20 protein-coding genes are annotated in these 24,164 nt (G+C 55.9%); 17 read left to right on the top strand and 3 right to left on the bottom strand.

Translation table 11 applies throughout. From position 1 onward, the window contains the following. Positions 1 to 118: 118 nt before the first annotated feature. The 3 genes from mupP to L8K08_RS01540 all read right to left on the bottom strand — a co-directional run bounded on the left by mupP (position 119) and on the right by L8K08_RS01540 (position 2,888). Positions 119 to 790 carry an N-acetylmuramic acid 6-phosphate phosphatase MupP gene (gene mupP / locus L8K08_RS01550; protein WP_106576876.1) on the bottom strand — a complete coding sequence of 224 codons (672 nt, stop codon included), beginning with the start codon at positions 788 to 790 and terminating at the stop codon, positions 119 to 121. A gap of 4 nt (positions 791 to 794) precedes the next feature. Next, complete coding sequence (gene ubiG, locus L8K08_RS01545; protein WP_242193872.1) at positions 795 to 1,493, bottom strand: bifunctional 2-polyprenyl-6-hydroxyphenol methylase/3-demethylubiquinol 3-O-methyltransferase UbiG; 699 nt, start codon at positions 1,491 to 1,493, stop codon at positions 795 to 797. Positions 1,494 to 1,556: 63 nt separating this feature from the next. Beyond that, the gene (locus tag L8K08_RS01540; RefSeq protein ID WP_242193869.1) at positions 1,557 to 2,888 is read right to left on the bottom strand and encodes a TRZ/ATZ family hydrolase; all 1,332 of its coding nucleotides are present in this window, start codon (positions 2,886 to 2,888) and stop codon (positions 1,557 to 1,559) included. A gap of 109 nt (positions 2,889 to 2,997) precedes the next feature. Between L8K08_RS01540 and mtnA the strand changes: the two genes are divergently transcribed. The 17 genes from mtnA (at position 2,998) to L8K08_RS01455 (ending at position 24,156) form a co-directional block, all read left to right on the top strand. Continuing rightward, entirely contained in the window at positions 2,998 to 4,068 is a 1,071-nt protein-coding gene (gene mtnA, locus L8K08_RS01535; protein WP_145163137.1) for an S-methyl-5-thioribose-1-phosphate isomerase, read from the top strand. A 423-nt stretch (positions 4,069 to 4,491) separates the two neighbouring features. Then, positions 4,492 to 7,149 (top strand): DNA gyrase subunit A, encoded by a 2,658-nt coding sequence (gyrA, locus tag L8K08_RS01530; RefSeq protein WP_145163138.1) that lies wholly within the window; start codon positions 4,492 to 4,494, stop codon positions 7,147 to 7,149. Between the two features lie 231 nt (positions 7,150 to 7,380). Then, a complete protein-coding gene (gene serC / locus L8K08_RS01525) occupies positions 7,381 to 8,466 on the top strand; it encodes a 3-phosphoserine/phosphohydroxythreonine transaminase (RefSeq protein WP_145163139.1) in 1,086 nt (361 codons plus the stop codon). Then, positions 8,466 to 9,560, top strand: a complete 1,095-nt coding sequence (gene pheA / locus L8K08_RS01520; protein ID WP_053132458.1) for a prephenate dehydratase — start codon at positions 8,466 to 8,468, stop codon at positions 9,558 to 9,560. Before serC ends, pheA begins: the two co-directional genes overlap by 1 nt. Before the next feature lie 9 nt (positions 9,561 to 9,569). Then, on the top strand, positions 9,570 to 10,682 hold the full coding sequence (gene hisC, locus L8K08_RS01515) for a histidinol-phosphate transaminase (protein WP_145163141.1): 1,113 nt from the start codon (positions 9,570 to 9,572) through the stop codon (positions 10,680 to 10,682). Between the two features lie 28 nt (positions 10,683 to 10,710). Next, positions 10,711 to 12,921: a bifunctional prephenate dehydrogenase/3-phosphoshikimate 1-carboxyvinyltransferase gene (locus L8K08_RS01510; RefSeq protein WP_242195026.1), complete on the top strand. Its 2,211-nt coding sequence runs from the start codon at positions 10,711 to 10,713 to the stop codon at positions 12,919 to 12,921. Next, complete coding sequence (gene cmk, locus L8K08_RS01505) at positions 12,918 to 13,607, top strand: (d)CMP kinase (RefSeq protein ID WP_145163144.1); 690 nt, start codon at positions 12,918 to 12,920, stop codon at positions 13,605 to 13,607. Before L8K08_RS01510 ends, cmk begins: the two co-directional genes overlap by 4 nt. 119 nt (positions 13,608 to 13,726) lie before the next feature. Then, positions 13,727 to 15,421 (top strand): 30S ribosomal protein S1, encoded by a 1,695-nt coding sequence (gene rpsA / locus L8K08_RS01500; protein ID WP_064451489.1) that lies wholly within the window; start codon positions 13,727 to 13,729, stop codon positions 15,419 to 15,421. A gap of 163 nt (positions 15,422 to 15,584) precedes the next feature. Next, positions 15,585 to 15,869 carry a hypothetical protein gene (locus L8K08_RS01495; RefSeq protein WP_242193867.1) on the top strand — a complete coding sequence of 95 codons (285 nt, stop codon included), beginning with the start codon at positions 15,585 to 15,587 and terminating at the stop codon, positions 15,867 to 15,869. A 132-nt stretch (positions 15,870 to 16,001) separates the two neighbouring features. Next, positions 16,002 to 16,298 carry an integration host factor subunit beta gene (ihfB, locus tag L8K08_RS01490; protein ID WP_003218804.1) on the top strand — a complete coding sequence of 99 codons (297 nt, stop codon included), beginning with the start codon at positions 16,002 to 16,004 and terminating at the stop codon, positions 16,296 to 16,298. Between the two features lie 24 nt (positions 16,299 to 16,322). Then, the gene (locus L8K08_RS01485) at positions 16,323 to 16,568 is read left to right on the top strand and encodes a lipopolysaccharide assembly protein LapA domain-containing protein (RefSeq protein ID WP_242193865.1); all 246 of its coding nucleotides are present in this window, start codon (positions 16,323 to 16,325) and stop codon (positions 16,566 to 16,568) included. A 963-nt stretch (positions 16,569 to 17,531) separates the two neighbouring features. Next, complete coding sequence (locus L8K08_RS01480) at positions 17,532 to 18,662, top strand: DegT/DnrJ/EryC1/StrS family aminotransferase (protein WP_242193863.1); 1,131 nt, start codon at positions 17,532 to 17,534, stop codon at positions 18,660 to 18,662. 2 nt (positions 18,663 to 18,664) lie between these two features. Further along, positions 18,665 to 19,924 carry an O-antigen translocase gene (locus L8K08_RS01475; protein WP_242193861.1) on the top strand — a complete coding sequence of 420 codons (1,260 nt, stop codon included), beginning with the start codon at positions 18,665 to 18,667 and terminating at the stop codon, positions 19,922 to 19,924. Between the two features lie 13 nt (positions 19,925 to 19,937). Continuing rightward, positions 19,938 to 21,386, top strand: a complete 1,449-nt coding sequence (locus tag L8K08_RS01470) for a hypothetical protein (RefSeq protein WP_242193859.1) — start codon at positions 19,938 to 19,940, stop codon at positions 21,384 to 21,386. A 278-nt stretch (positions 21,387 to 21,664) separates the two neighbouring features. After that, positions 21,665 to 22,618, top strand: a complete 954-nt coding sequence (locus tag L8K08_RS01465) for a hypothetical protein (RefSeq protein WP_242193857.1) — start codon at positions 21,665 to 21,667, stop codon at positions 22,616 to 22,618. Beyond that, positions 22,593 to 23,486: a hypothetical protein gene (locus L8K08_RS01460; RefSeq protein ID WP_242193855.1), complete on the top strand. Its 894-nt coding sequence runs from the start codon at positions 22,593 to 22,595 to the stop codon at positions 23,484 to 23,486. The genes L8K08_RS01465 and L8K08_RS01460 overlap by 26 nt, the downstream gene beginning before the upstream one ends. Further along, entirely contained in the window at positions 23,467 to 24,156 is a 690-nt protein-coding gene (locus tag L8K08_RS01455) for a DapH/DapD/GlmU-related protein (RefSeq protein WP_242193853.1), read from the top strand. Before L8K08_RS01460 ends, L8K08_RS01455 begins: the two co-directional genes overlap by 20 nt. The last annotated feature ends 8 nt before the right edge of the window (positions 24,157 to 24,164 follow it).

Here is a 24,164-nt window from a genome sequence, read left to right as displayed (position 1 = left end):
CGGGCTTGCTCGCGAAAGCGGTGAGTCAGTTAACACATTCATTGACTGGCACGCCGCCTTCGCGAGCAAGCCCGCTCCCACATTTGGATTTTCATCGTTCAGAACAGTCGGTGAACAATCAGCAACTGCACAGTGCGTTATCCAGCACCTTGCGCAGTTCCAGCGGGTGGTCCACCACGACATCGGCACCCCAGTTGCGGGGGTTGTCGTCCGGGTGGATGTAGCCGAACGTAACCGCTGCGGTACGGGTGCCGGCGTCGCGGCCGGATTCGATATCGCGCAGGTCATCGCCCACGAACAGCACGCTGGCCGGGTCCAGGTCGAGCATCTTGCACGCCAGGATCAGCGGCTCCGGGTCTGGCTTGCTGTTTTTCACGTGGTCCGGGCAGATCAGCAGCGCCGACCGCTCGGCCAGGCCCAGCTGCTGCATGATCGGTTCGGCAAAGCGCAGCGGCTTGTTGGTGACCACGCCCCAGACCAGGTTGGATTTTTCGATGTCCTGCAGCAGTTCTTCCATGCCGTCGAAGAGCTTGCTGTGGATCGCGCAGCCCTTGAGGTAGCGCTCCAGAAACTCCAGGCGCAGCGCTTCAAAGCCTGGGGATTCCGGGTCCATCGAGAAGGTTACGGCAACCATCGCTCGTGCGCCGCCGGAGATTTCATCGCGAATGTGCTGGTCGTTGATCGGCGCCAGGCCGCGGTCGGCACGCATCGCCTGGCAGATCGCGATGAAGTCCGGCGCGGTGTCCAGCAATGTACCGTCCATATCGAAGAGAACCGCTCGCAACTTCACAGGCTTACTCCTCGCGCAGGGTTTGGATCATGTAGTTGACGTCAACGTCGTTGGCCAGCTTGTAGTGCTTGGTCAGCGGGTTGTAGGTCAGGCCGATGATGTCTTTGACGGTCAGCCCGGCCTGGCGGCTCCAGGCGCCCAGCTCGGAAGGGCGGATGAATTTCTTGAAGTCGTGGGTGCCGCGCGGCAGCAACTTCATGATGTATTCGGCGCCGATGATCGCGAACAGGTAGGCCTTGGGGTTGCGGTTGATGGTGGAGAAGAACACCTGGCCGCCTGGCTTGACCATGCGGAAACAGGCGCGAATCACCGAGGAGGGGTCTGGCACGTGCTCGAGCATCTCAAGGCAGGTGACCACGTCGAACTGCTCGGGCATTTCTTCGGCCAGGGCTTCGGCGGTGATCTGGCGGTATTCCACGTTTACGCCGGATTCCAGCTGGTGCAGTTGCGCGACGGCCAGCGGGGCTTCGCCCATGTCGATGCCCATCACGGTGGCGCCACGCTGGGCCATCGCTTCGCTGAAGATGCCGCCGCCGCAGCCGACGTCGAGTACCTTTTTGCCGGCCAGGTTGACGCGTTCGTCAATCCAGTTGACCCGCAGCGGGTTGATGTCGTGCAGGGGTTTGAACTCGCTTTCGCGGTCCCACCAGCGGTGAGCCAGGGCTTCGAATTTGGCGATTTCGGCGTGGTCGACGTTGCTCATGGTGAATCCTCTAAATCTGATAAATCGGTTTGCAGGTGTTCAAGCGTAGGTGCAAACCCTGCGTTATTCGCTGTGCCCGCTGATGCGTTGGCCCCAGGCAATGGCCGTGGCGGTCAACTGTTGTTCATCCATACGGGTCAATTGCCGGTCGTCGAGCAACTGCTTGCCGGCGACCCAAAGGTGTTTCACGCAATCGCGTCCGGTGGCATAGATAAGCTGTGAGACCGGATCGTAGATCGGTTGTTGCGCCAGCCCCGAAAGATCAAAGGCCACGATGTCGGCAGCCTTGCCGACCTCCAGTGAGCCAATCTCGCTTTCCAGGCCCATGGCGCGCGCGCCGTTGAGCGTGGCCATGCGCAGGGCGCGATGGGCGTCCAGGGCGGTGGCCGAACCGGCGACGGCCTTGGCCAGCATGGCGGCGGTACGGGTTTCGCCGAGCAGGTCGAGGTCATTGTTGCTGGCGGCGCCGTCGGTGCCGATCGCCACGTTGACACCAGCCTGCCACAGACGCTCCACCGGGCAAAAGCCGCTGGCCAGTTTCAGGTTCGATTCCGGGCAATGGATGACGCTGGTGTTGCTTTCTACCAGCAAAGCCAGGTCGTCCTCGCTGATTTGGGTCATATGAACGGCCTGGAAGCGCGGGCCAAGCAGGCCGAGACGGCCCAGGCGCGCGAGTGGGCGTTCGCCGGTCTGCTCGACGGCCTGCTGCACTTCGAAGGCGGTTTCGTGCACGTGCATATGGATCGAGGCGTCCAGCTCTTCGGCAATTATCCGGATCTTTTCCAGGTTTTCATCGCACACGGTGTACGGCGCGTGGGGCCCGAAGGTGATCCGGATGCGCGGATGGTGCTTGAGGTCGCCGAACAGCTCGATGCCCTGGCGAATCGCCTCGTCGGCCGTGCTGGCGCCGGGAATCGGGAAGTCGAGGATCGGAATCGCGATCTGCGCGCGCATGCCGCTGTTGTGCACGCAGTCGCTGGCGACCTTGGGGTAGAAGTACATGTCGCAGAAGCAGGTGATGCCGCCCTTGAGCTGCTCGGCGATGGCCAGGTCGGTGCCGTCGCGCACGAAGGCTTCATCGACCCACTTGGCTTCGGCGGGCCAGATGTGTTTTTCCAGCCAGGTCATCAGCGGCAAGTCGTCGGCCAGCCCGCGAAACAGGCTCATCGCTGCGTGGCCGTGGGCGTTGATCAAGCCCGGGCTGAGCAGCATGCCCGGCAGCTCGCGCACCTCGGTGGCGGCCAGCTTCAATGCCGCGGCCCGTGGCCCGATAAAGGCGATGCGACCATCGCGGATGCCCAGGCCATGTTCCTTGAGCACCACGCCGGCAGGTTCGACAGGTACCAGCCAGGTCGGCAGCAGCAATAAGTCGAGCGGGGCGGCAGTGGAGGTCATCGCAGGCTTCTTCCCGGGCAGCTATAAAAGAAGGGCGAAGTATACCCGAGCGTCCTGGCTGGCGGATCGCTATAATCGGCGGCTTTTGTTCATGAGTGCGGGGTAAGGGATGCGCGACCGACTGTTAGCAGCGGAGAAAGTGAAAGCCATCGAATGGCGTGATGGCGCGCTGCACCTGCTCGATCAGCGTGCCTTGCCGTCTCGGGAAACCTGGGTTGCCTGCACCTCTGTGGCTGAAGTGGCCGATGCCATACGCACGATGGTGGTGCGCGGCGCGCCGGCCATTGGTATCAGCGCCGCCTATGGCCTGGTGCTCGCCGCGCGTGAACGCATCGCTGAAGGCGGCGACTGGCAGGCCGCGTGGGAAGAAGACTACGCGCTGTTGGCTGATAGCCGCCCGACAGCCGCGAACCTGTTCTGGGCCTTGAAGCGCATGCGCGATCGCCTGGACCGCATCAAGAAGCACGCCGACCCGGTGGCGGCGCTGGAGGCGGAAGCGATTGCGATCCATGAAAGTGATCGAGAGGCCAATGTGGTCATGGCCCAGTTGGGCCTCGAACGGATTCGCAAGCACCAGGGCAACGCCCAGGCGATCCTGACCCACGGCAATGCCGGCGCACTGGCCACAGGCGGCGTCGGCACGGCCCTCGGGGTGGTTCGCGCTGCGTTTCTGGAGGGGTTGGTCGAGCATGTCTATGTCAACGAGACGCGCCCCTGGCTGCAAGGTTCGCGGCTGACGGCGTGGGAGCTGGCAGGCGAGGGTATTGCGGCGACGGTGAATGCTGACTCGGCTGGCGCGCATATCCTCAAGACCAAGGGCGTGACCTGGGTGATCGTCGGCGCCGACTGCATTGCCGCCAACGGTGATGTGATCGGCACGATCGGCACGTATCAGTTGGCCGTGTGCGCGATGCACCATGGCGTGCGCTTTATGGTGGTGGCGCCCAGCTCGACACTCGATTTGATGATGGCCACGGGTGAAGACGTCGCCCTGGAGGAGCGTGATCCCGGTGAGTTGCTGGAGGTCATGGGGCAACGGTTGGATGTGGCTGCTTTGAATCCCGTGTTCGACGTGACCCCGGCTGATCTGATTGATGTGATCGTGACCGAAAAAGGCATCGTTGAGCGCCCGGACGCCGCCAAGCTGGCCAAGTTGATGTGCCGTAAGCGCCTGCATTGAGGGCGTTGGCGACTGTCAGACGGCTATCGGGGGCAAGCCCCCTCCCACATTTTGACTGTGTTCACACTTCGAGTGTGGGAGGGGGCTTGCCCCCGATTGGCCTTATAAGTCAATAAAACCCTTGGATCTGCCCTCAAAAAACAGCACCACCCTACCTCTGAGCCCCTCTCGTCGCCCTCAGGCCCGTCATCCGTCAACTAACTATGCTCCATGCGCATCTGGGGGATAGGTGCGTGGCGGCGATTGTGATAACATCCGGCGGTTTCCAGGGCTGCCTCAAGGGGCTGCCCATAACGTGCAGATCCGTGTCATAACTCGTTGATTTGTCGTAAGTCGTTGTCAGGCACTCTGCCGGCAGCGGCGAGCTTCGTTCGTCCCATAGGATGTGACGAGGTTTCACCCGAAAAAGGAATCAGGCTTCTCATGGGCGAACTGGCCAAAGAAATCCTCCCGGTCAATATCGAAGACGAGCTGAAACAGTCCTACCTCGACTACGCGATGAGCGTAATTGTCGGTCGAGCACTGCCTGATGCGCGCGATGGCTTGAAGCCCGTGCACCGGCGTGTGCTGTTCGCGATGAGCGAGCTGGGTAACGACTGGAACAAGCCGTACAAGAAATCTGCCCGTGTTGTCGGTGACGTGATCGGTAAGTATCACCCTCACGGCGACACTGCGGTGTACGACACCATCGTTCGGATGGCGCAGCCGTTTTCCCTGCGCTACCTGCTGGTAGACGGCCAGGGCAACTTCGGTTCGGTCGACGGCGACAACGCTGCGGCCATGCGATACACCGAAGTGCGCATGACCAAGCTGGCGCACGAGCTGCTGGCCGACCTGCACAAAGAAACCGTGGACTGGGTGCCGAACTACGACGGCACCGAAATGATCCCGGCCGTCATGCCGACCAAGATCCCCAACCTGCTGGTCAACGGCTCCAGCGGTATCGCCGTCGGCATGGCGACCAACATCCCGCCACACAACCTCGGTGAAGTCATCGACGGTTGCCTGGCCCTCATCGACAACCCTGAGCTGACCGTCGATGAGCTGATGCAATACATCCCCGGTCCGGACTTCCCGACCGCCGCGATCATCAACGGTCGCGCCGGCATCATCGAAGCCTACCGCACCGGTCGCGGCCGCATTTACATGCGCGCCCGCTCGATCATCGAAGACATCGACAAGGTCGGTGGCCGTCAGCAGATCGTCATCACCGAACTGCCTTACCAGTTGAACAAGGCGCGTCTGATCGAGAAGATCGCCGAGCTGGTTAAAGAGAAGAAGCTGGAAGGCATCACCGAGCTGCGCGACGAGTCCGACAAAGACGGTATGCGCGTAGTGATCGAACTGCGTCGTGGCGAAGTGCCTGAGGTGATCCTCAACAACCTCTATGCCCAGACCCAGCTGCAAAGCGTGTTTGGCATCAACGTGGTTGCACTGATCGACGGCCGTCCGCGCATCCTGAACCTCAAGGATCTGCTGGAAGCCTTCGTGCGTCACCGCCGCGAAGTGGTTACCCGCCGTACCGTGTTCGAACTGCGTAAAGCGCGCGAACGTGGTCACATCCTGGAAGGCCAGGCCGTTGCCCTGTCGAACATCGACCCGGTCATCGCCCTGATCAAGGCTTCGCCGACGCCGTCGGAAGCTAAAGAAGCGCTGATCAAGATGCCGTGGGAATCCAGCGCTGTTGTGGCGATGGTTGAGCGCGCCGGCGCCGATTCGTGCCGCCCCGAGACCCTCGACCCGCAATACGGTCTGCGTGACGGCAAGTACTTCCTGTCGCCGGAACAGGCCCAGGCCATTCTGGAACTGCGCCTGCACCGCCTGACCGGTCTGGAGCACGAGAAGCTGCTGGCCGAGTACCAGGAAATTCTCAACCAGATCGGCGAGTTGATCCGCATCCTCAGCAGCGCCGTGCGCCTGATGGAAGTGATCCGCGAAGAACTGGAAGTGATCCGCGCCGAATACGGCGATGTACGTCGCACCGAAATCCTTGATGCGCGCCTCGACCTGACCCTGGGTGACATGATCCCGGAAGAAGAGCGCGTGGTGACCATCTCCCACGGTGGCTATGCCAAGACCCAGCCGCTGGCTGCGTACCAGGCCCAGCGTCGTGGTGGTAAAGGCAAATCGGCTACCGGCGTGAAGGATGAGGACTACATTGCTCACCTGCTGGTCGCCAACAGCCACACCACGCTGCTGCTGTTCTCCAGCAAAGGCAAAGTGTACTGGCTGAAAACCTACGAAATCCCGGAAGCCTCGCGTGCCGCCCGTGGTCGCCCGTTGGTCAACCTGCTGCCGCTGGACAGTGATGAATACATCACCACCATGCTGCCGGTCGAGGAATACACCGAAGGTCACTTCATCTTCATGGCTACCGCCAAAGGCACCGTGAAGAAGACCCCGCTGGAATCCTTCAGCCGTCAGCGCAGCGTGGGCCTGATCGCCCTGGAGCTGGACGAAGGCGACGTGCTGATCTCCGCTGCCATCACCGATGGCGAGCGTGAAGTCATGCTGTTCTCCGACGGCGGCAAAGTAACGCGCTTCAAGGAATCCGACGTGCGTGCCATGGGCCGTACCGCCCGCGGTGTGCGCGGCATGCGTCTGCCAGAAGGGCAGAAGCTGATTTCGATGCTGATTCCGGAAGAAGGCAGCCAGATCCTCACCGCTTCGGCGCGTGGATATGGCAAGCGCACTGCGATCACCGAGTTCCCGGAGTACAAGCGTGGCGGCCAGGGCGTTATCGCCATGGTCAGCAACGATCGCAACGGCCGTCTGGTCGGCGCGGTCCAGGTGCTCGATGGCGAGGAAATCATGCTGATTTCCGACCAGGGCACCCTGGTGCGTACCCGTGTGGCCGAAGTGTCGAGCCTGGGCCGTAACACCCAGGGTGTGACCCTGATCAAGCTGGCCAAGGATGAAAAACTGGTCGGCCTGGAGCGTGTGCAGGAACCGTCGGAAGTCGAAGGCGAAGAGCTGGAAGAAGGTGAAGAGTTCGACGGCGAGGTGATCGCAGCTGGCGATGACAACGTCGACGAGCCAACCCTCGATGCTGCCGCAGACGAAGAAGAACCGCAGGAATAAGCGGACACACAGGGGGCGGATGAAGATTCGCCCCCTTGTTGTTTGTCCGAACGGAAATATCGACAGCTGTGGAGATCGAGTGTGGGAGCGGGCTTGCTCGCGAAAGCGGACTGACATTCACCAGAGATGTCGCCTGTTGGATCGCTTTCGCGAGCAAGCCCGCTCCCACATTGGATTGGGTGTCGGCTGATATGTTTGTGTGACTACCACCAGATCAGAGTGAGATTGGATGTGAGCAAGAGAGCCTATAACTTCTGTGCCGGTCCCGCGGCGCTTCCTGAAGCAGTCCTGCAGCGCGCGCAGGGTGAACTCCTCGACTGGCATGGAAAAGGCCTCTCCGTGATGGAAATGAGCCATCGCAGCGATGAGTTCGTGTCCATTGCCACCAAGGCCGAGCAGGATCTGCGCGACTTGCTGGACATCCCCTCCCACTACAAAGTGCTGTTCCTGCAAGGCGGCGCGAGCCAGCAGTTTGCTCAACTGCCGCTGAACCTGCTGCCCGAAGACGGCACGGCCGACTATATCGATACCGGTATCTGGGGCCAGAAGGCCATTGAAGAGGCCTCGCGTTACGGTCACGTCAACGTGGCGGGCACAGCCAAGCCTTACGACTACTTCGCCATCCCTGGTCAGAACGAGTGGAAGCTCTCGAAAGACGCGGCCTACGTTCACTACGTAGCGAACGAAACCATCGGCGGCCTGGAGTTCGACTGGGTGCCGGAAGTGGGCGATGTGCCATTGGTGTGCGACATGTCCTCGGACATCCTCTCGCGTCCGATCGATGTGTCCAAGTACGGCATGATCTACGCCGGGGCGCAGAAGAACATCGGTCCGAGCGGCATCCTGGTCAACATCATCCGTGAAGACCTGCTGGGTCGCGCCCGTTCGGTGTGCCCGACCATGCTCAACTACAAGGTCGCGGCCGATAACGGCTCGATGTACAACACGCCGCCGGCGTTCGCCTGGTACCTGTCTGGCCTGGTGTTCGAGTGGCTCAAAGAGCAGGGCGGTGTCGCCGCCATGGGCAAGCTCAACGAAGAGAAGAAGCGCACCCTGTACGACTTCATCGACGCCAGCGGCCTGTACAGCAACCCGATCAACCTGACCGACCGCTCGTGGATGAACGTGCCGTTCCGTCTGGCTGATGATCGTCTGGACAAGCCATTCCTGGCCGGCGCCGACGAGCGCGGCCTGCTGAACCTCAAGGGCCACCGTTCGGTCGGTGGCATGCGCGCCTCCATCTACAACGCTGTCGACATCAACGCGATCCACGCGCTGGTTGCCTACATGGCAGAGTTCGAAAAGGAACACGGCTAATGTCTGAGCAAGAACTCAAGGCCCTGCGTGTACGCATTGACAGTCTGGACGAGAAAGTCCTGGAGCTGATCAGTGAGCGCGCGCGGTGCGCCCAGGAAGTGGCACGGGTAAAAATGGCGTCCCTGGCTGAAGGCGAAGTACCGGTTTTCTACCGGCCTGAGCGTGAAGCGCAGGTGCTCAAGCGCGTGATGGAGCGCAACAAGGGGCCATTGGGCAACGAAGAAATGGCGCGGTTGTTCCGTGAAATCATGTCCTCGTGCCTGGCCCTCGAGCAGCCGCTCAAAGTGGCTTACCTCGGCCCTGAAGGCACCTTCACGCAAGCGGCGGCCATGAAACATTTCGGCCACGCAGTGATCAGCAAGCCAATGGCGGCGATTGACGAAGTGTTCCGTGAAGTGGCGGCCGGTGCGGTGAACTTTGGCGTGGTGCCGGTGGAAAACTCCACCGAAGGCGCGGTCAACCACACGCTGGACAGCTTCCTTGAGCACGACATGGTGATTTGCGGCGAAGTCGAGCTGCGTATCCACCACCACCTGCTGGTGGGCGAGAGCACCAAGACCGACAGCATTAGCCGCATCTACTCCCACGCCCAATCCCTGGCCCAGTGCCGCAAGTGGCTGGACGCACATTACCCGAATGTCGAGCGCGTGGCGGTGTCCAGCAACGCCGAAGCGGCCAAGCGGGTCAAGGGTGAGTGGAATTCGGCGGCAATCGCTGGCGATATGGCAGCGGGCCTGTATGGCCTGACGCGCCTGGCCGAGAAAATCGAGGACCGCCCGGACAACTCCACGCGCTTCTTGATGATTGGCAGCCAGGAAGTGCCGCCGACCGGCGACGACAAGACTTCGATCATTGTCTCCATGAGCAACAAGCCCGGTGCGCTTCATGAGCTGCTGGTGCCGTTCCACGACAACGGGATTGACCTGACGCGAATCGAGACACGTCCTTCGCGCAGCGGTAAATGGACTTATGTGTTCTTTATCGACTTCATCGGCCATCACCGCGACCCACTGGTCAAGGGCGTGCTGGAGAAAATCAGTCAGGAAGCCGTGGCACTCAAGGTGCTGGGCTCTTACCCGAAAGCGGTTTTGTGAGGCTTTAACATGAGTGGCAACTTCCTCGCCCTGGCTCAGCCGGGCGTGCAACAACTGTCGCCTTACGTTCCAGGCAAGCCTGTGGACGAGCTGGCGCGTGAGTTGAACCTGGACCCGTCGAAGATCGTCAAGCTGGCCAGTAACGAAAACCCGCTGGGCCCGAGCCCCAAGGTATTGGCGGCGATTCGTGACGAGTTGGCTGAGCTGACCCGCTACCCGGACGGTAATGGTTTTGCCCTCAAGTCTCTGCTGGCGCAAAACTGCCGGGTCGAGCTGAACCAGGTGACCCTGGGTAACGGCTCCAACGACATTCTTGAGCTGGTCGGCCGTGCTTACCTGGCGCCTGGACTGAATGCGGTATTCAGCGAGCACGCGTTTGCCGTTTACCCGATCGTCACCCAGGCTGTCGGCGCCGACGCACGTGTTATTCCGGCCAAGGACTGGGGGCACGACTTGCCGGCCATGCTGGCGGCCATCGACGCCCAGACCCGCGTGGTGTTTATCGCCAACCCGAATAACCCGACCGGCACCTGGTTCGATGCGCAAGCGTTGAACGACTTCCTGCAAGACGTGCCGGAGCATGTGCTGGTGGTGCTGGACGAGGCCTACATCGAATACGCAGAAGGCAGCGACCTGCCGGATGGTCTGGATTTTCTCGCGGCATACCCGAACCTGCTGGTGTCGCGCACCTTCTCCAAGGCCTACGGCCTGGCGTCGTTGCGGGTTGGCTACGGCTTGTCGACGGCGGTGGTGGCCGACGTGCTGAACCGCGTGCGCCAACCGTTCAACGTCAACAGCCTCGCCCTGGCGGCGGCGTGTGCGGCGGTGAAAGATGCCGAGTACCTGGAAGAAGGTCGTCGCATCAACGAAAGCGGCATGCTGCAACTGCAGGAAGGTTTTCGTGAGCTGGGTCTGGGCTGGATTCCATCCAAGGGTAACTTTATTTGCGTCGACCTTGCTCAAGTCGCCGCCCCGGTGTTCCAGGGGCTGCTGCGCGAAGGCGTGATCGTGCGCCCGGTGGCCAACTACGGCATGCCGAACCACCTGCGTATCACCATCGGATTGCCGGCGGAAAACAGCCGCTTCCTGGAGGCGTTGGCCAAGGTTCTGGCTCGTGGTTGATGTCACTGCATTGCAACCTGCTGTGCCTATGATCGGTCGCCTGGTGGTGGTGGGTCTGGGATTGATCGGCGGCTCGTTTGCCAAAGGCCTGCGTGAAAGCGGGCTGTGCCGCGAAGTGGTCGGTGTGGACCTGGACCCGCAATCGCGCAAGTTGGCGGTTGAGTTGGGCGTGGTGGATCGCTGTGAAGCAGACTTGGCGCTGGCTTGCCAGGGTGCGGACGTGATCCAGCTCGCGGTGCCGATTCTGGCGATGGAGAAGCTGCTGGCCTTGCTGGCCGGCATGGACCTGGGGCAGGCGATTCTCACGGATGTCGGCAGTGCCAAGGGCAACGTGGTGCGCGCGGCGCAACGGGCGTTTGGCGGCATGCCGGCGCGTTTTGTACCGGGTCACCCGATTGCCGGTTCCGAGCAGAGTGGTGTCGAGGCGTCCAATGCGCAGTTGTTCCGTCGTCATAAAGTGATCCTGACGCCGCTTGAGCAAACCGACCCGGCCGCCTTGGCTGTGGTCGATCGCCTGTGGCGTGAACTGGGTGCGGATGTCGAGCACATGCAGGTCGAGCGTCACGACGAAGTGCTGGCGGCGACCAGCCATTTGCCGCATTTGCTGGCTTTTGGCTTGGTGGATTCGCTGGCTAAACGTAACGAGAATCTCGATATTTTCCGCTACGCCGCTGGTGGTTTCCGCGATTTCACGCGTATTGCCGGCAGTGATCCAGTGATGTGGCATGACATCTTCCTTGCCAATCGCGAGGCGGTGCTGCGCACCCTGGACACCTTCCGCAGCGACCTCGACGCCTTGCGCGACGCGGTGGATGCCGGGGACGGCCATCAATTACTGGGCGTGTTCACCCGTGCGCGGGTGGCGCGTGAGCACTTCAGCAAAATTCTGGCGCGCCGGGCCTATATGGAAACTGCTGTGAACGCCGATGAGCAGACCTTCCTCGCCAGCCCGGGTGGCCGCCTGAGCGGACAGATTCGGATGCCGGGCGACAAGTCGATCTCCCATCGCTCGATCATGCTCGGCTCGCTGGCCGATGGCGTGACCGAGGTTGAGGGTTTCCTTGAGGGCGAAGATGCCCTGGCGACCTTGCAGGCGTTTCGCGACATGGGCGTGGTGATTGAAGGGCCGCACCATGGGCGCGTGACCATCCATGGGGTTGGCCTGCATGGCTTGAAGCCGGCGCCGGGGCCGATCTACCTGGGCAACTCCGGAACGTCGATGCGCCTGTTGTCCGGCTTGCTGGCGGCGCAGCGCTTCGACAGTGTGTTGACCGGCGATGCTTCGCTGTCCAAGCGCCCGATGAGCCGCGTGGCCAAGCCACTGCGCGAAATGGGCGCGGTGATTGAAACCGGGCCGGAAGGGCGTCCGCCGTTGACTATTCGTGGAGGTCAGGCATTAAAAGGCCTGACCTATACGCTGCCAATGGCCAGCGCGCAGGTCAAATCCTGCCTGTTGCTGGCGGGTTTGTATGCCGAGGGTAAAACCTCGGTGACCGAGCCTGCACCGACCCGTGACCACACCGAACGAATGCTGCGCGGCTTCGGTTATCCGGTGCAGGTGCAGGGCGCTACGGCGTCGGTTGAGTCGGGCCATGCGTTGACCTCCACGCATATTGAAGTGCCGGGGGACATTTCTTCTTCTGCATTCTTCCTGGTCGCGGCGTCGATTGCCGAGGGTTCCGAGCTGTTGCTGGAGCATGTGGGGATCAATCCGACACGGACCGGTGTGATCGATATCCTGCGGCTGATGGGCGCGGACATCACGCTGGAAAACCTGCGTGAAGTCGGCGGTGAACCAGTCGCCGATTTGCGCGTGCGTGCTGCTGCGCTGAACGGCATCGAGATTCCCGAGGCGTTGGTGCCGCTGGCGATTGATGAGTTTCCGGTGTTGTTCATCGCGGCGGCCTGTGCTCAGGGCCGTACCGTGTTGCGCGGCGCTGCAGAGCTGCGCGTGAAGGAATCCGACCGTATCCAGGTAATGGCCGACGGTCTGCTGGCGTTGGGCGTGAAGTGTGAACCGACACCCGATGGGATTATCATTGACGGTGGCCTGATAGGCGGCGGCGAGGTGCATTCCCATGGCGATCACCGGATTGCCATGGCCTTCAGTGTGGCGTCCCTGCGGGCGACGGCGCCGATTCGTATCCGTGACTGTGCCAATGTGGCTACATCTTTTCCGAACTTTCTTACACTGTGTGCCCATGTCGGCATTCGTGTTGCCCAAGAGGCTCAATTGTGAATATCAAAGCACCGGTGATTACCATCGACGGGCCAAGCGGCTCGGGCAAAGGCACGATTGCCGGCATTCTGGCCAAGCGCCTGGGCTGGTGCCTGCTGGATTCCGGCGCGCTGTACCGTTTGCTGGCCTTTGCCGCGCGTAACCACGGCGTCGACCTGACCAACGAAGAATCCCTGAAGCTACTGGCGGCGCACCTTGATGTGCAGTTCGTCGGCGCGACGGAAGGTCATCCGCAACGCATCATCCTCGAAGGCGACGATGTGACCGATGATCTGCGTAACGAACAAGTTGGCTCCTGGGCCTCCCAGGTTGCCGCACTGCCGGCCGTGCGCGACGCGCTGCTGCAGCGCCAGCGGGCGTTTCAGGAACCGCCGGGCCTGGTCGCGGATGGTCGCGACATGGGCACCGTGGTGTTTCCAGACGCGCCGTTGAAGATTTTCCTCACCGCCAGCGCCGAAGAGCGGGCGCGCCGCCGTTACTTGCAGTTGAAGGGCAAAGTCGATGGTGTTAGTCTGTCGAGTCTGCTAGATGAGATCCGTGCACGCGATGAGCGTGATACCCAGCGTGCGGTAGCCCCGCTCAAGCCGGCGGCTGACGCCATACAGCTGGATTCCACGGAGTTATCCATCGAGCAGGTGCTGGAACGCATCTTGAGTGAAATCGCCATTCGCGATATCACCGGGTGACCAAGAAGGCTGCAGGGGACCAGTCATAGTCCTGCGGTGCTTCTTTTAATTGAAACTGACCCACACCGTCTGGGGTGTGGAGATGGGCGTATTCTTCGCCCTTATCAACAGGAATTAAAATGAGCGAAAGCTTTGCGGAACTCTTTGAAGAAAGCCTAAAAACCCTGAACCTTCAGGCAGGCTCCATCATCACCGGTGTTATCGTTGATATCGATTACCAAGCTCGCTGGGTAACCGTTCACGCTGGTCTGAAGTCTGAAGCTCTGATCCCGCTGGAACAGTTCTACAACGATGCTGGTGACCTGACTATCAATGTCGGTGACGAAGTTCACGTTGCTCTGGACTCGGTTGAAGACGGTTTCGGTGAAACCAAGCTGTCCCGTGAAAAAGCCAAGCGCGCTGAATGCTGGATTGTTCTCGAAGCAGCCTTCGCAGCTGAAGAAGTGGTCAAGGGCGTTATCAACGGTAAGGTTAAAGGCGGCTTCACTGTCGACGTTAACGGCATCCGTGCGTTCCTGCCAGGTTCTTTGGTCGACGTTCGTCCAGTGCGCGACACCACGCACCTGGAAGGCAAAGAACTCGAATTCAAGGTCATCAAACTCGACCAGAAGCGCAACAACGTTGTCGTTTCCCGTCGCAGCGTCCTGGAAGCAGAGAACTCCGCCGAGCGTGAAGCTCTGCTGGAATCCCTGCAGGAAGGCCAACAAGTCAAAGGTATCGTCAAGAACCTCACCGATTACGGCGCATTCGTCGATCTGGGTGGCGTCGATGGCCTGCTGCACATTACCGACATGGCTTGGAAGCGTATCAAGCATCCTTCTGAAATCGTCAACGTTGGCGACGAGATCGATGTCAAGGTTCTGAAGTACGATCGTGAGCGTAACCGCGTTTCCCTGGGCTTGAAGCAGCTGGGCGAAGATCCATGGGTTGCTATCAAAGCTCGTTACCCAGAAAGCACTCGCGTAACCGCGCGTGTTACCAACCTGACCGACTACGGCTGCTTCGCAGAGCTGGAAGAAGGCGTGGAAGGCCTGGTACACGTTTCCGAAATGGACTGGACCAACAAAAACATCCACCCTTCGAAAGTCGTACAAGTCGGCGACGAAGTGGAAGTTATGGTTCTGGACATCGACGAAGAGCGTCGTCGTATCTCCCTGGGCATCAAGCAGTGCAAATCTAACCCATGGGAAGATTTCTCTGGCCAGTTCAACAAGGGCGATAAAATCTCCGGCACCATCAAGTCGATCACCGATTTCGGTATCTTCATTGGTCTGGACGGCGGCATCGACGGCCTGGTTCACCTGTCCGACATCTCCTGGAACGAAGTTGGCGAAGAAGCTGTTCGTCGTTTCAAGAAGGGCGACGAGCTGGACACCGTTATCCTGTCGGTTGACCCAGAGCGCGAGCGCATCTCCCTGGGTATCAAGCAACTGGAAAGCGATCCGTTCTCCGAGTACGTTCAAGAGAACGACAAAGGCGCAATCGTTAAAGGCACTGTGAAAGAAGTTGACGCTAAAGGCGCCATCATCACTCTGGCCGACGATATCGAAGCGACTCTGAAAGCCTCCGAAATCAGCCGTGACCGCGTTGAAGACGCACGTAACGTTCTGAAAGAAGGCCAGGAAGTAGAAGCCAAGATCATCAGCGTTGACCGCAAGAGCCGTGTAATCCAGCTCTCCATCAAGTCGAAAGACGAGATCGAAGAGAAAGAAGCCATTCAGAGCCTGCGCGACAAGCCAGCCTCTTCTGAGCCTTCTGCTGGTCCTACCACTCTGGGCGACCTGCTGCGTGCACAGATGGAAAAACAGAACTAAGTTCTGTCAGACCATAGAAAAAGGGCGACTTCGGTCGCCCTTTTTTGTGCCTGAAATTCGTTGAATCAATACCGAGAACCAAGGTGCGCAGCACAGTGTCAGAACTGGCTATAGTTTTATTAAAAGCACGGTTGTCAGTGATGTTGTTTCAATAAGGATTTCGATGAACAAGTTTATTTTAATCTTCGCCGCAGTCATGCTTGCCGGCTGCTCTACCACCAGCGCCAAAACTCACGTCAAGCGCGGTGTCAGTGGTATCGAGGTCGACTGCTCGGGCCTCGGTGGCAATTGGAGCAAGTGCGAGAAGCGCGCTGCCCGCGAATGCAAGATGCAAGGCTATAAGGTCATCACTCGATCCAGCGATGCGAAGGACGAAGAGGGCGACTATCCGTTCGGCTGGAATCCCGCCGGCGCTGTAACTCGCACTATGCTGGTGATCTGTAATTGAGGCTCAAAGGCGCATGTTGCGGGTGTCCGCCTGTGCAGCAGATAAGTTGTCTAGTGGGCTGTTCAAATTCATCAAGTCATGCTAAAACCTTTGAAGCGCTTTTCCTAGCTGCTTGAAAAAGAAGGGAAAAATATGACGAAGTCGGAGTTGATCGAACGAATTGTCACCCATCAAGGGCTGCTTTCATCCAAGGATGTAGAGCTGGCTATCAAGACTATGCTTGAGCAAATGTCCCAATGTTTGGCTACTGGGGATCGGATTGAGATCCGTGGTTTTGGCAGTTTCTCCTTGCATTACCGCGCACCGCGCGTCGGTCGTAACCCAAAAACCGGGCAGTCGGTCAGCCTTGATGGCAAGTTTGTACCTCACTTCAAGCCTGGAAAGGAATTGCGGGACCGGGTGAACGAAGACGAGGAAGAAGGCGTCTGAGTCTTTTTGGGGTAGGAGAAGTTTATGCGTGGGGTAAAGCGCGTTGTTCTGGTGCTGGCGGCATTGATTGTTGTGCTAGTAATTTTAGGCTTTGTGCTGGAAAACCAGCAGGGCGTGGCCCTTTCATTCCTGGGCTGGACGACTGTACAGATGCCAGTGTCGGTGTTTGTAGTGGTCGCGTTGATCATCGGGATGTTAATCGGTCCACTGTTAGGCGTTGGGCTGGCGCGTAGCCGGCGCCATAGGTCGACCTCGGCAGTGCGCGGTTAACCTCCTATCCTGATGCCAAAGGTGTGCGGTGAGGTCGTTGTCTAACCGCTAGAGCTCTATCACGTGGGCTTACGGGTCTGTAGTGCTGTAGTTAGATATCTTGAGGTATTAGCCATTCTAATGCTTCTTCTTTGAGTATTCAGTGCGCCGCACTCTGATTACTCGGATATGTACTACACATATGTCTGACCTGTTAGGCGTTAGATTCAGGGTGAGCGGGAAATGCTGCTGAAAGATGGCGCATAGCGCACCCTCATTTGGTAGAAGCACCAGGTCATAGATAGTGTAACAACGCCTGGAAGTGAAAAACTCTACACTCTTCTTGCAAAACTGCCCTCTGCGCAGCTTCAACTCGTTTTACCTCAAAGAAAATCTCGGTCGTTAGTGTCTCGGATGGCGGCATCTGCGGTCGCCAGTATTCCTTGTGATCGCCCTTGAATACAAAGCAAGTAGCGACTATTGCTCTGGAACGATTAACGAATCCACCGCCTTCGATCGAGCAACGGGCAAAGGAGCAGGCGTCTGGAGCGAAGACTCGGTGAGCGCGCCGTTTGGCGTGCGTATTTTCTGTAGGCTCATTATTGAAAGCTGTTGAAAGTCTTATACACCTAATAAGTTAGCGAGCTATTTAATTGGTTGCGCACTAATGGGGTGTGGCAGATCAGTACCATTGTGGGCAACTCTTTCAGCATTAGTCGCTTTTTCATCATTCAGTTTTGTTGAATTGGAGAATAGGCGCTGTATCATCAACGCCCCAGCGTTTTGTTAACACATACGCGCCCAGTTAAAGACGGAAAGTTTTGCGGATCCGATCGATCAAGCGTGACGCTTTGGAGAGATCAGGTATCGCAGCCCGGATTTCCGATCCTAGTCGGATCAAAGAGGGCATGAATTTGTGGTGGTGCAGAGACCTTCTGTGCCTTCACGCACCTAATAACGAAGCACCTACGTCAGGTATTTTTGATGATTCAATTTCTCGATCTAAAGTCATTGAACAAGGCTCTCCGTGAAGAGCTCGTTGAGGCGGCCACACGTGTCATCGACTCGGGCTGGTACATTCAGGGCGAGTTCCTCAAGCGCTTCGAGGAAGAGTTTTCCATTTATACCGGCGCCAGCCACACCGTCGGCGTTGCCAACGGCCTTGATGCTCTGACACTGACTATGCGTGCCTGGAAAGAGCTGGGAAAGCTCAAGGATGGCGATGAAGTCATTGTTCCGGCCAACACCTACATCGCAACGCTACTGGCTGTAACGGAAAACAACCTGAAGCCGGTTTTGGTCGAGCCTGACGAAAGCACCTACAATCTTTGTCCTGAGAATCTCGAGCGTGCGCTGACGACCAAAACTCGGTTGATCCTGCCGGTCCATCTCTATGGGCAACTGGCCGATATGCGCGCAATCAATACGATTGCCAAGCGTGAGAATCTACTGGTACTCGAGGACTGTGCCCAGGCTCATGGTGCGCAGATCGACGGCAGAAGTGCCGGCAACTGGGGTGATGCGTCCGGTTTCAGTTTCTACCCAGGTAAAAACCTCGGAGCGTTGGGTGACGCAGGCGCGATCACGTCCAACGATGCTGAGTTGGTGAACATGATTCAGGCTCTGCGAAACTACGGCTCACACGAAAAGTATAAGAATTTGGTGCAAGGCGTAAATAGCCGCCTGGATGAGATTCAAGCCGCAATGTTGAGCGTCAAGCTCAAGTACCTGCAGGCACAGACAGAGGCTCGTCGTCGTGTGGCAAGCCTTTATATGAATGAAATTAAAAATCCCTTGATTAAACTGCCCTTGGGCAGCGACGTCGATGTAATGAAACATTTTTCCCACGTCTGGCATCTGTTCGTGGTGCGCTCCGAGGTTCGGGAAAAACTGGTGCGTCATCTCAACGCGTCGGGTATTCAAACATTAATTCACTATCCGATTCCGCCTCATCAGCAACAGGCCTATGCGAGCGCCGATTTTTATAACCAGTCGCTTCCTGTTACGGAGCGCATCCACAGCGAGGTATTGAGCCTGCCGATGAGCCCGATCATGACCGATTCAGAAGTTCACAGTGTCATTGAGGCCTGCAACGCTTTCTCTATAGACGCCTGAATATGACGCTGCTCAGAACAAGCTTCCTCAACGGTATCGCGGTCGTTATCAAGATGCTCACCTTGCTGGGCATCAATAAAATGTTGGCCATCTATGTAGGTCCATCGGGCTACGCTGCCTTAGGGCAGTTTCAGAACGCCGTGCAGATGGTAACGACGTTCTCGACAGGGGCCATCAGTACTGGCGTTACGAAGTACACTGCTGAATATCAAAATGATGAAGATGCGCAGCGCCGGGTATGGCGCACGGCGGGTACGATTGCCTGTATAGGATCTGTATTGACATCGGTGCTTATCGTTATATTCAGCAAGCCGTTGGCTGTGTGGTGTTTTAATGATGAGGCTTTATATAGCGTATTTGTATGGTGCGCAGCCACCGTCATATTCTTTTCATTTAATACATTGCTGCTTGCGATCCTCAATGGCAAAAAAGAAATTAATCGATACATACTGGCTAATATTGGTGGAAGTCTCCTTTCTCTACTAGTCATTATCATTATGGTGAGGCAGTTTGGTCTATATGGTGCGCTGATTTCATTGGTGCTGTATCAGTCTATCGCTTTCTTCGTGACATGCCTGCTGTGTTACAAAACCGAATGGTTCCGATTTTCCAGTCTGCTCGGCAAGTTAGACAGGCAAATTGCGATCAACCTGACAAAGTTCACGGCGATGGCGCTCACGACTGCTGCATGCGTGCCCGTTAGCCATATCCTGGTGCGTAATTATCTAGGTGCGGAGTTCGGCTGGGAAACCGCCGGGTATTGGGAGGCCATGTGGCGTCTGAGTACCGCTTATCTTCTGTTAGTGACTACAACGCTGGGCTTGTATTTTTTACCAAAGTTGTCAGAGCTGGTCAATCCGCTGGATATCAAGAGAGAGATTCTTCAAGGTTATAAACTGATTCTTCCTGTCGCGATGGTCTGTGGGGTGGTGATCTATAGCTTGAGGGATTTTATTATCGGCTTGCTTTTCACCCAAGCGTTCAGTCCGATGCGGGATTTTTTCGCATGGCAGATGCTGGGAGACACGCTTAAAATTGCCAGCTGGATACTTGCTTACCTGATGCTGGGTAAGGCAATGGTTAAAATGTATATTCTCACAGAGATATTTTTTGCACTCAGTTTTTACGTGCTTACGGTGTTGCTGACGAAAGTGGGCGGTCCGGTGGGTGTTACGTGGGCTCACGCAGCTAATTACGGTATGTATTTGATAGTCATGTACTTTCTTATTTATAGAAAACTAAATAAAAATAACGCAGGATGAGGATGTTTTGCCCATGAGTCGCTTGCTATCTTCAATCCGCGATTTAATTCTAATGCAAAAAGATGTTAACAAGAGCGTCGATTTAGCGGAGGTGTATGGGGCAATATTGTGGGCGGTTGATAAAGGTATTTACGACGATCCCGAACTGGAGGAAATATTAACTGCTCGATGCATGAGTGTATTGTCAGTTGGCGAAATTCACTCGCCGTTGAAGGATTGTATCCATCTGATCTCTGAGCCGTATCTCATTGGTGGGCACACGCGGCTTATGGAACAGCTTTCGACAATGCATACGGAAAAGCCTGCTCTGCTGATAACGCGTAAAAGTGCCGAGCGTGCGATTGAGCGAACCCGAGGTTTTTTTTCCGAAAGCACCCTGATCAGTGCTTACACACCCATCGAGAAAATTGCTGAAATTATTCAGTGCCTAAAACCATATAAAAGAGTGGTGTTGCATATTCACCCAGATGATATGGTTTCTGTCATCGCATGCAAGATTCTAAAGACTGTCAGCACGACGAAGATCTATTTCGTAAACCATGCTGATCATGTGTTTACTTACGGCAGTTCGGTAGCAGATATATACTTTGAACTGAGCACGTTTGGCCGTCGTCGAGACCTGAAGAAAACGATCTCTGGAAGCAAGTCTTTTCTAGGGATTCCGTTGACCAATAAGTTGTTATCAAAGCATCACAGCCTGCCCAATAAAAATAGCACATTAAACTTTTTCAGTGCGGCATCGCCCTTCAAGTTTAAACCGGTCAAAGACTATGATCTCAGGCCAGCCATACGCAAAGTGCTAGCTGAGTTTAAACACTCAACCTTCTGGGTCGTCGGCGCCAACCCGCTTACCAATACGTGGTGGTGGCCAATAAAATTGCGCTATTGGAATAGGTTTAAAGTAGTTTCCTCGTTGCCTTACGAAAGCTACCTGGCACTCTTGGAGCGCGCAGATTTTTACGTCGACAGTTACCCTACGCCGGGCGGGACTGCCTTTGCGGAGCAACTCTTCAATGGCCGCCGTTGTGTCGGGTTACGCGCGCCTATACAAGGTTATTCACCGGCCGATAATTTGAAGCGTGACAGTGTAGAGGCGTTTATTAACAGCATTTTTCAGGGGAGCAATGATAGAGCTGTTATTGCGTCAGTGCTGGCTGTTAACGGGTATGAGGCAGTTAAGTCCCGCTATCTGGCTTGTCTCTACGAAGATATCATGTGTGCCAACGAGATGGAGAAGCACGTGGCGTGGACGGGAGATATTAGCGTCTACGAGCAGCCGGGAAAAATAACGTCGGCAATTCCGCCGGAGGTCGTTTCCAGATTAATTGAATTTGATAAAAAATTTATGCGTGCTCTATTTCTCGAACTCAGCGCCACGCAAAAAATCAAAGTAGCCCTTAAGCTGGCGCGTTTGAAAATCAGCGGACTTCGCTTTAAAGAAAGCCGGACGGGCAAAGCATGAGGGCGTTAGGTCTACGCTTACTTCTGATAATGCTCATACTCTCGGACTACGTCATTTTAACGCTTCACGCCCCTAGTGTCGTTGGAGCCTGGCGCGAAGGTATTGTGCTAGCGTATATTCTTCTCACTGTGCTAATCACTTTTTTCCAAGTGGGAACCCGGTATACGATTCCTCGGCGGTATAAAGAACAGCTTCTGATCATCCTGTTTTTTGTAATATTTTATTGCATCTGCGGCGAGTTTTCCGAAGCATCGTTCCGAATATTCCGATCATTCGCCATGCCGATTCTCTTTGCGCTGATGATCAATTCAGTGTGCCTGGGTCTGGCGCTTGAAACAAAGTTGCGTATTATATTTTCCACGCTCGTCGTAATGACTTTTGTCTCAGGCGCATATGCTATTTATCAATACCTGACAATCAGCGATGCGGGACAATTCTGGTATTGGCCTCTACTGTCCGAGAAAGGTTTCGAACTGGAGATCTATAATTCGATGAGAGATGGAAATCCGAGGATGTCAGGTTTCTTTACGGGCACCCTTGAGTTTTCGGCCTTTATTTTGAACACCACGCTCTTTGCGTGTTGCCTGCTTGTGCAAGCCTTCAGGAAGAGGACCTATGATCGAAGCTTTTTCCTGTATCTGTTGGTGGCCCTATTTTCCACTGTGCTGATTATTTATGGTTCGGTGAGGACGGCAGCTATCGGTATGGTTTCAGCTGTTTTTTTCCTGGCAGTGTTACAGTTATTACGTCGAAGCATTTTTATCGGGCTTCTAGGATACAGTTATTTTATTTGCGTGACGGGCTCTATTTTTCTATACCTGGCGCTCGGATATACGGAGGATCTCTCCGCTCTTGACAGGGTTCGGCAGTGGTCGGTGGTACTTGAATCGCTCAATACAATGCCATTGGGTCTTGGTTTCGGGGCTATTGGGCCGGGTCAGACATATTGGTTTGACTCGCTGTGGTTGAATCTGCTGGCGTCCTCTGGTTATCTGGGCGTTGCTTTAATGCTCGGGTTGATCTGTTTCTATAGCAAGATTGTCATCGCTACTCAACAGCTGCGTATCGGGGGGAATGTATTTATCAGGGGAGTGGCTGATTATATGGTAATCAGCTACCCTTTTTTCCTTAGCAGCTTTTTCTTTCAGTCATATACAAATAGTGTAGTGCTGTACCTGTTCGCGTCAATTACAGTGGTGGTGATGTATGAGTCGAAATATCGTGCAAACTAAGATTTCGATATTGATCGTTCTTTATAAAAGGCATTATAAAGAATCTGCTGCCATCACAACATTATTGAGTAATGTCGACATCTTCGATGCGCAAGGTATCAGCGTTGAATTTTTCGTGTGGAATAATACGCCTCAATGCTCGCCGGCGTTGTCGAGCGAAAATTTGACGTGGTTTGAGGGTGATAATAACGGTTTGGCTTATATTTATAATCGCGTTGCGGACATAGCTTTTGCAGGGGGCGCAACGCATTTCATGATCTCGGATGATGATACGGATTATTCAAGCCAGAATTATGTTGAGGCGATTTCCCGAGCGCTTGAATATGAAGCCGCGTCGGCAGTTGATTTGTTTGGCGTCATGTTGCCAAAAATTTATTCAAGAGAGAAATTGGTAAGTCCGGGACTACGCTTCTGGTTCTTCGGCCGATTGTCCGACCACGTTGACAGTGGCATTAATTCATCACGTAATAAGTTAGCTATCAATAGTGGTGTGATTTTCAATAAGTCTTGTTACGAAAAAATGTCGCCGCTGTTTGATGAACGTCTTAAGTTTTACGCGACGGATACCGCATTCTTTGTAAGGTACGAATCCTTTTATCCTCATTTTTATGTGTTGGACACTTGCCTGCAGCACGACCTTTCCGAACATACATCGGACAGCGCTGAACGAGCCATTTTTCGCTTTCAAGAAATGATCCGGGGGCTGCGCGTCATCTTTGAGCATAAGGGTTACCTCTTTCGTTGTGTCATGGAGGCCTATTTGCTTGTCTCATCGTTAAGAAAGAGCTTCTCGTATAAGAACGCAGGATTTTTCCATTCCTACTATTCGTCGTTTAAAGGAAAAAATAATGCTGATAGAATTAGTTGAATTTCTTTCTTTTAGAGTGAGAAAGCGTGGCATCAAAATTGACAAGCGTATTTCTGATGCCTATCTTTTGAATTTCGTTGTTTCAAAAGCGCTAATGGCATTTAACGGGTTTTTAAAATTCAGGAGGTTGTCAGTTATTCTTGTAGGAAAAGGCGTCACTTTAAAGGCCCGATCAATGATCACTGCAGGTAAAGGCTTGGTCATTGACGATGGATGCTTTATCGACGCATTGGCGGTCAAGGGCATTGTCTTTGGGCGGGGGGTTTCCTTAAAGAAAAATGTTACCATCGAGTGCACGGGTAGTTTGACTCAATTAGGCGAAGGGCTCTCGGTAGGCAATGATGTAGGCATCGGCAGCGGTAGTTTTTTGGGTTGCGCCGGGGGCGTTACTATAGGAAGTGACACAATCATCGGGAATTATGTTTCATTTCATTCGGAGAATCATAATTTTTCTGATCCCACACTACCTATTCGCCTTCAGGGCGTTAACAATGAAGGGATCCACATCGGCAATAATTGTTGGATAGGGGCTAAAGTGACTGTGCTGGATGGTGTTGTTCTTGAGGACGGGTGCGTTGTAGCCGCAGGAGCAGTTTTGAAGGCTGGACGATACGCTGCCAACTCCATATACGCGGGCGTTCCGGCAAAGCGTATAAAAGAACGCAGCTAAAGGACTTG

Origin of the sequence: Pseudomonas sp. TREG-RG-20F-10-E-6-01, assembly GCF_022662455.1 — a bacterium.
In the GTDB taxonomy this organism is placed as follows: Bacteria; Pseudomonadota; Gammaproteobacteria; order Pseudomonadales; family Pseudomonadaceae; genus Aquipseudomonas.
Note: the sequence above shows the minus strand (reverse complement) of the source record. Positions and strands in the feature narration are given on the sequence as shown.

Bases quoted from the DNA above. Each gene is read 5' to 3' on its own strand.
- L8K08_RS01510 (WP_242195026.1), top strand. From the start codon at position 10,711: ATGATCGGTCGCCTGGTGGTGGTGGGTCTGGGATTGATCGGCGGCTCG.
- ihfB (WP_003218804.1), top strand. From the start codon at position 16,002: ATGACGAAGTCGGAGTTGATCGAACGAATTGTCACCCATCAAGGGCTG.
- hisC (WP_145163141.1), top strand. From the start codon at position 9,570: ATGAGTGGCAACTTCCTCGCCCTGGCTCAGCCGGGCGTGCAACAACTG.
- pheA (WP_053132458.1), top strand. From the start codon at position 8,466: ATGTCTGAGCAAGAACTCAAGGCCCTGCGTGTACGCATTGACAGTCTG.
- L8K08_RS01480 (WP_242193863.1), top strand. From the start codon at position 17,532: ATGATTCAATTTCTCGATCTAAAGTCATTGAACAAGGCTCTCCGTGAA.
- L8K08_RS01465 (WP_242193857.1), top strand. From the start codon at position 21,665: ATGCCGATTCTCTTTGCGCTGATGATCAATTCAGTGTGCCTGGGTCTG.
- rpsA (WP_064451489.1), top strand. From the start codon at position 13,727: ATGAGCGAAAGCTTTGCGGAACTCTTTGAAGAAAGCCTAAAAACCCTG.
- gyrA (WP_145163138.1), top strand. From the start codon at position 4,492: ATGGGCGAACTGGCCAAAGAAATCCTCCCGGTCAATATCGAAGACGAG.
- L8K08_RS01495 (WP_242193867.1), top strand. From the start codon at position 15,585: ATGAACAAGTTTATTTTAATCTTCGCCGCAGTCATGCTTGCCGGCTGC.
- L8K08_RS01540 (WP_242193869.1), bottom strand. From the start codon at position 2,888: ATGACCTCCACTGCCGCCCCGCTCGACTTATTGCTGCTGCCGACCTGG.
- L8K08_RS01455 (WP_242193853.1), top strand. From the start codon at position 23,467: ATGCTGATAGAATTAGTTGAATTTCTTTCTTTTAGAGTGAGAAAGCGT.
- L8K08_RS01485 (WP_242193865.1), top strand. From the start codon at position 16,323: ATGCGTGGGGTAAAGCGCGTTGTTCTGGTGCTGGCGGCATTGATTGTT.
- L8K08_RS01470 (WP_242193859.1), top strand. From the start codon at position 19,938: ATGAGTCGCTTGCTATCTTCAATCCGCGATTTAATTCTAATGCAAAAA.
- mtnA (WP_145163137.1), top strand. From the start codon at position 2,998: ATGCGCGACCGACTGTTAGCAGCGGAGAAAGTGAAAGCCATCGAATGG.
- ubiG (WP_242193872.1), bottom strand. From the start codon at position 1,493: ATGAGCAACGTCGACCACGCCGAAATCGCCAAATTCGAAGCCCTGGCT.
- L8K08_RS01475 (WP_242193861.1), top strand. From the start codon at position 18,665: ATGACGCTGCTCAGAACAAGCTTCCTCAACGGTATCGCGGTCGTTATC.
- L8K08_RS01460 (WP_242193855.1), top strand. From the start codon at position 22,593: ATGAGTCGAAATATCGTGCAAACTAAGATTTCGATATTGATCGTTCTT.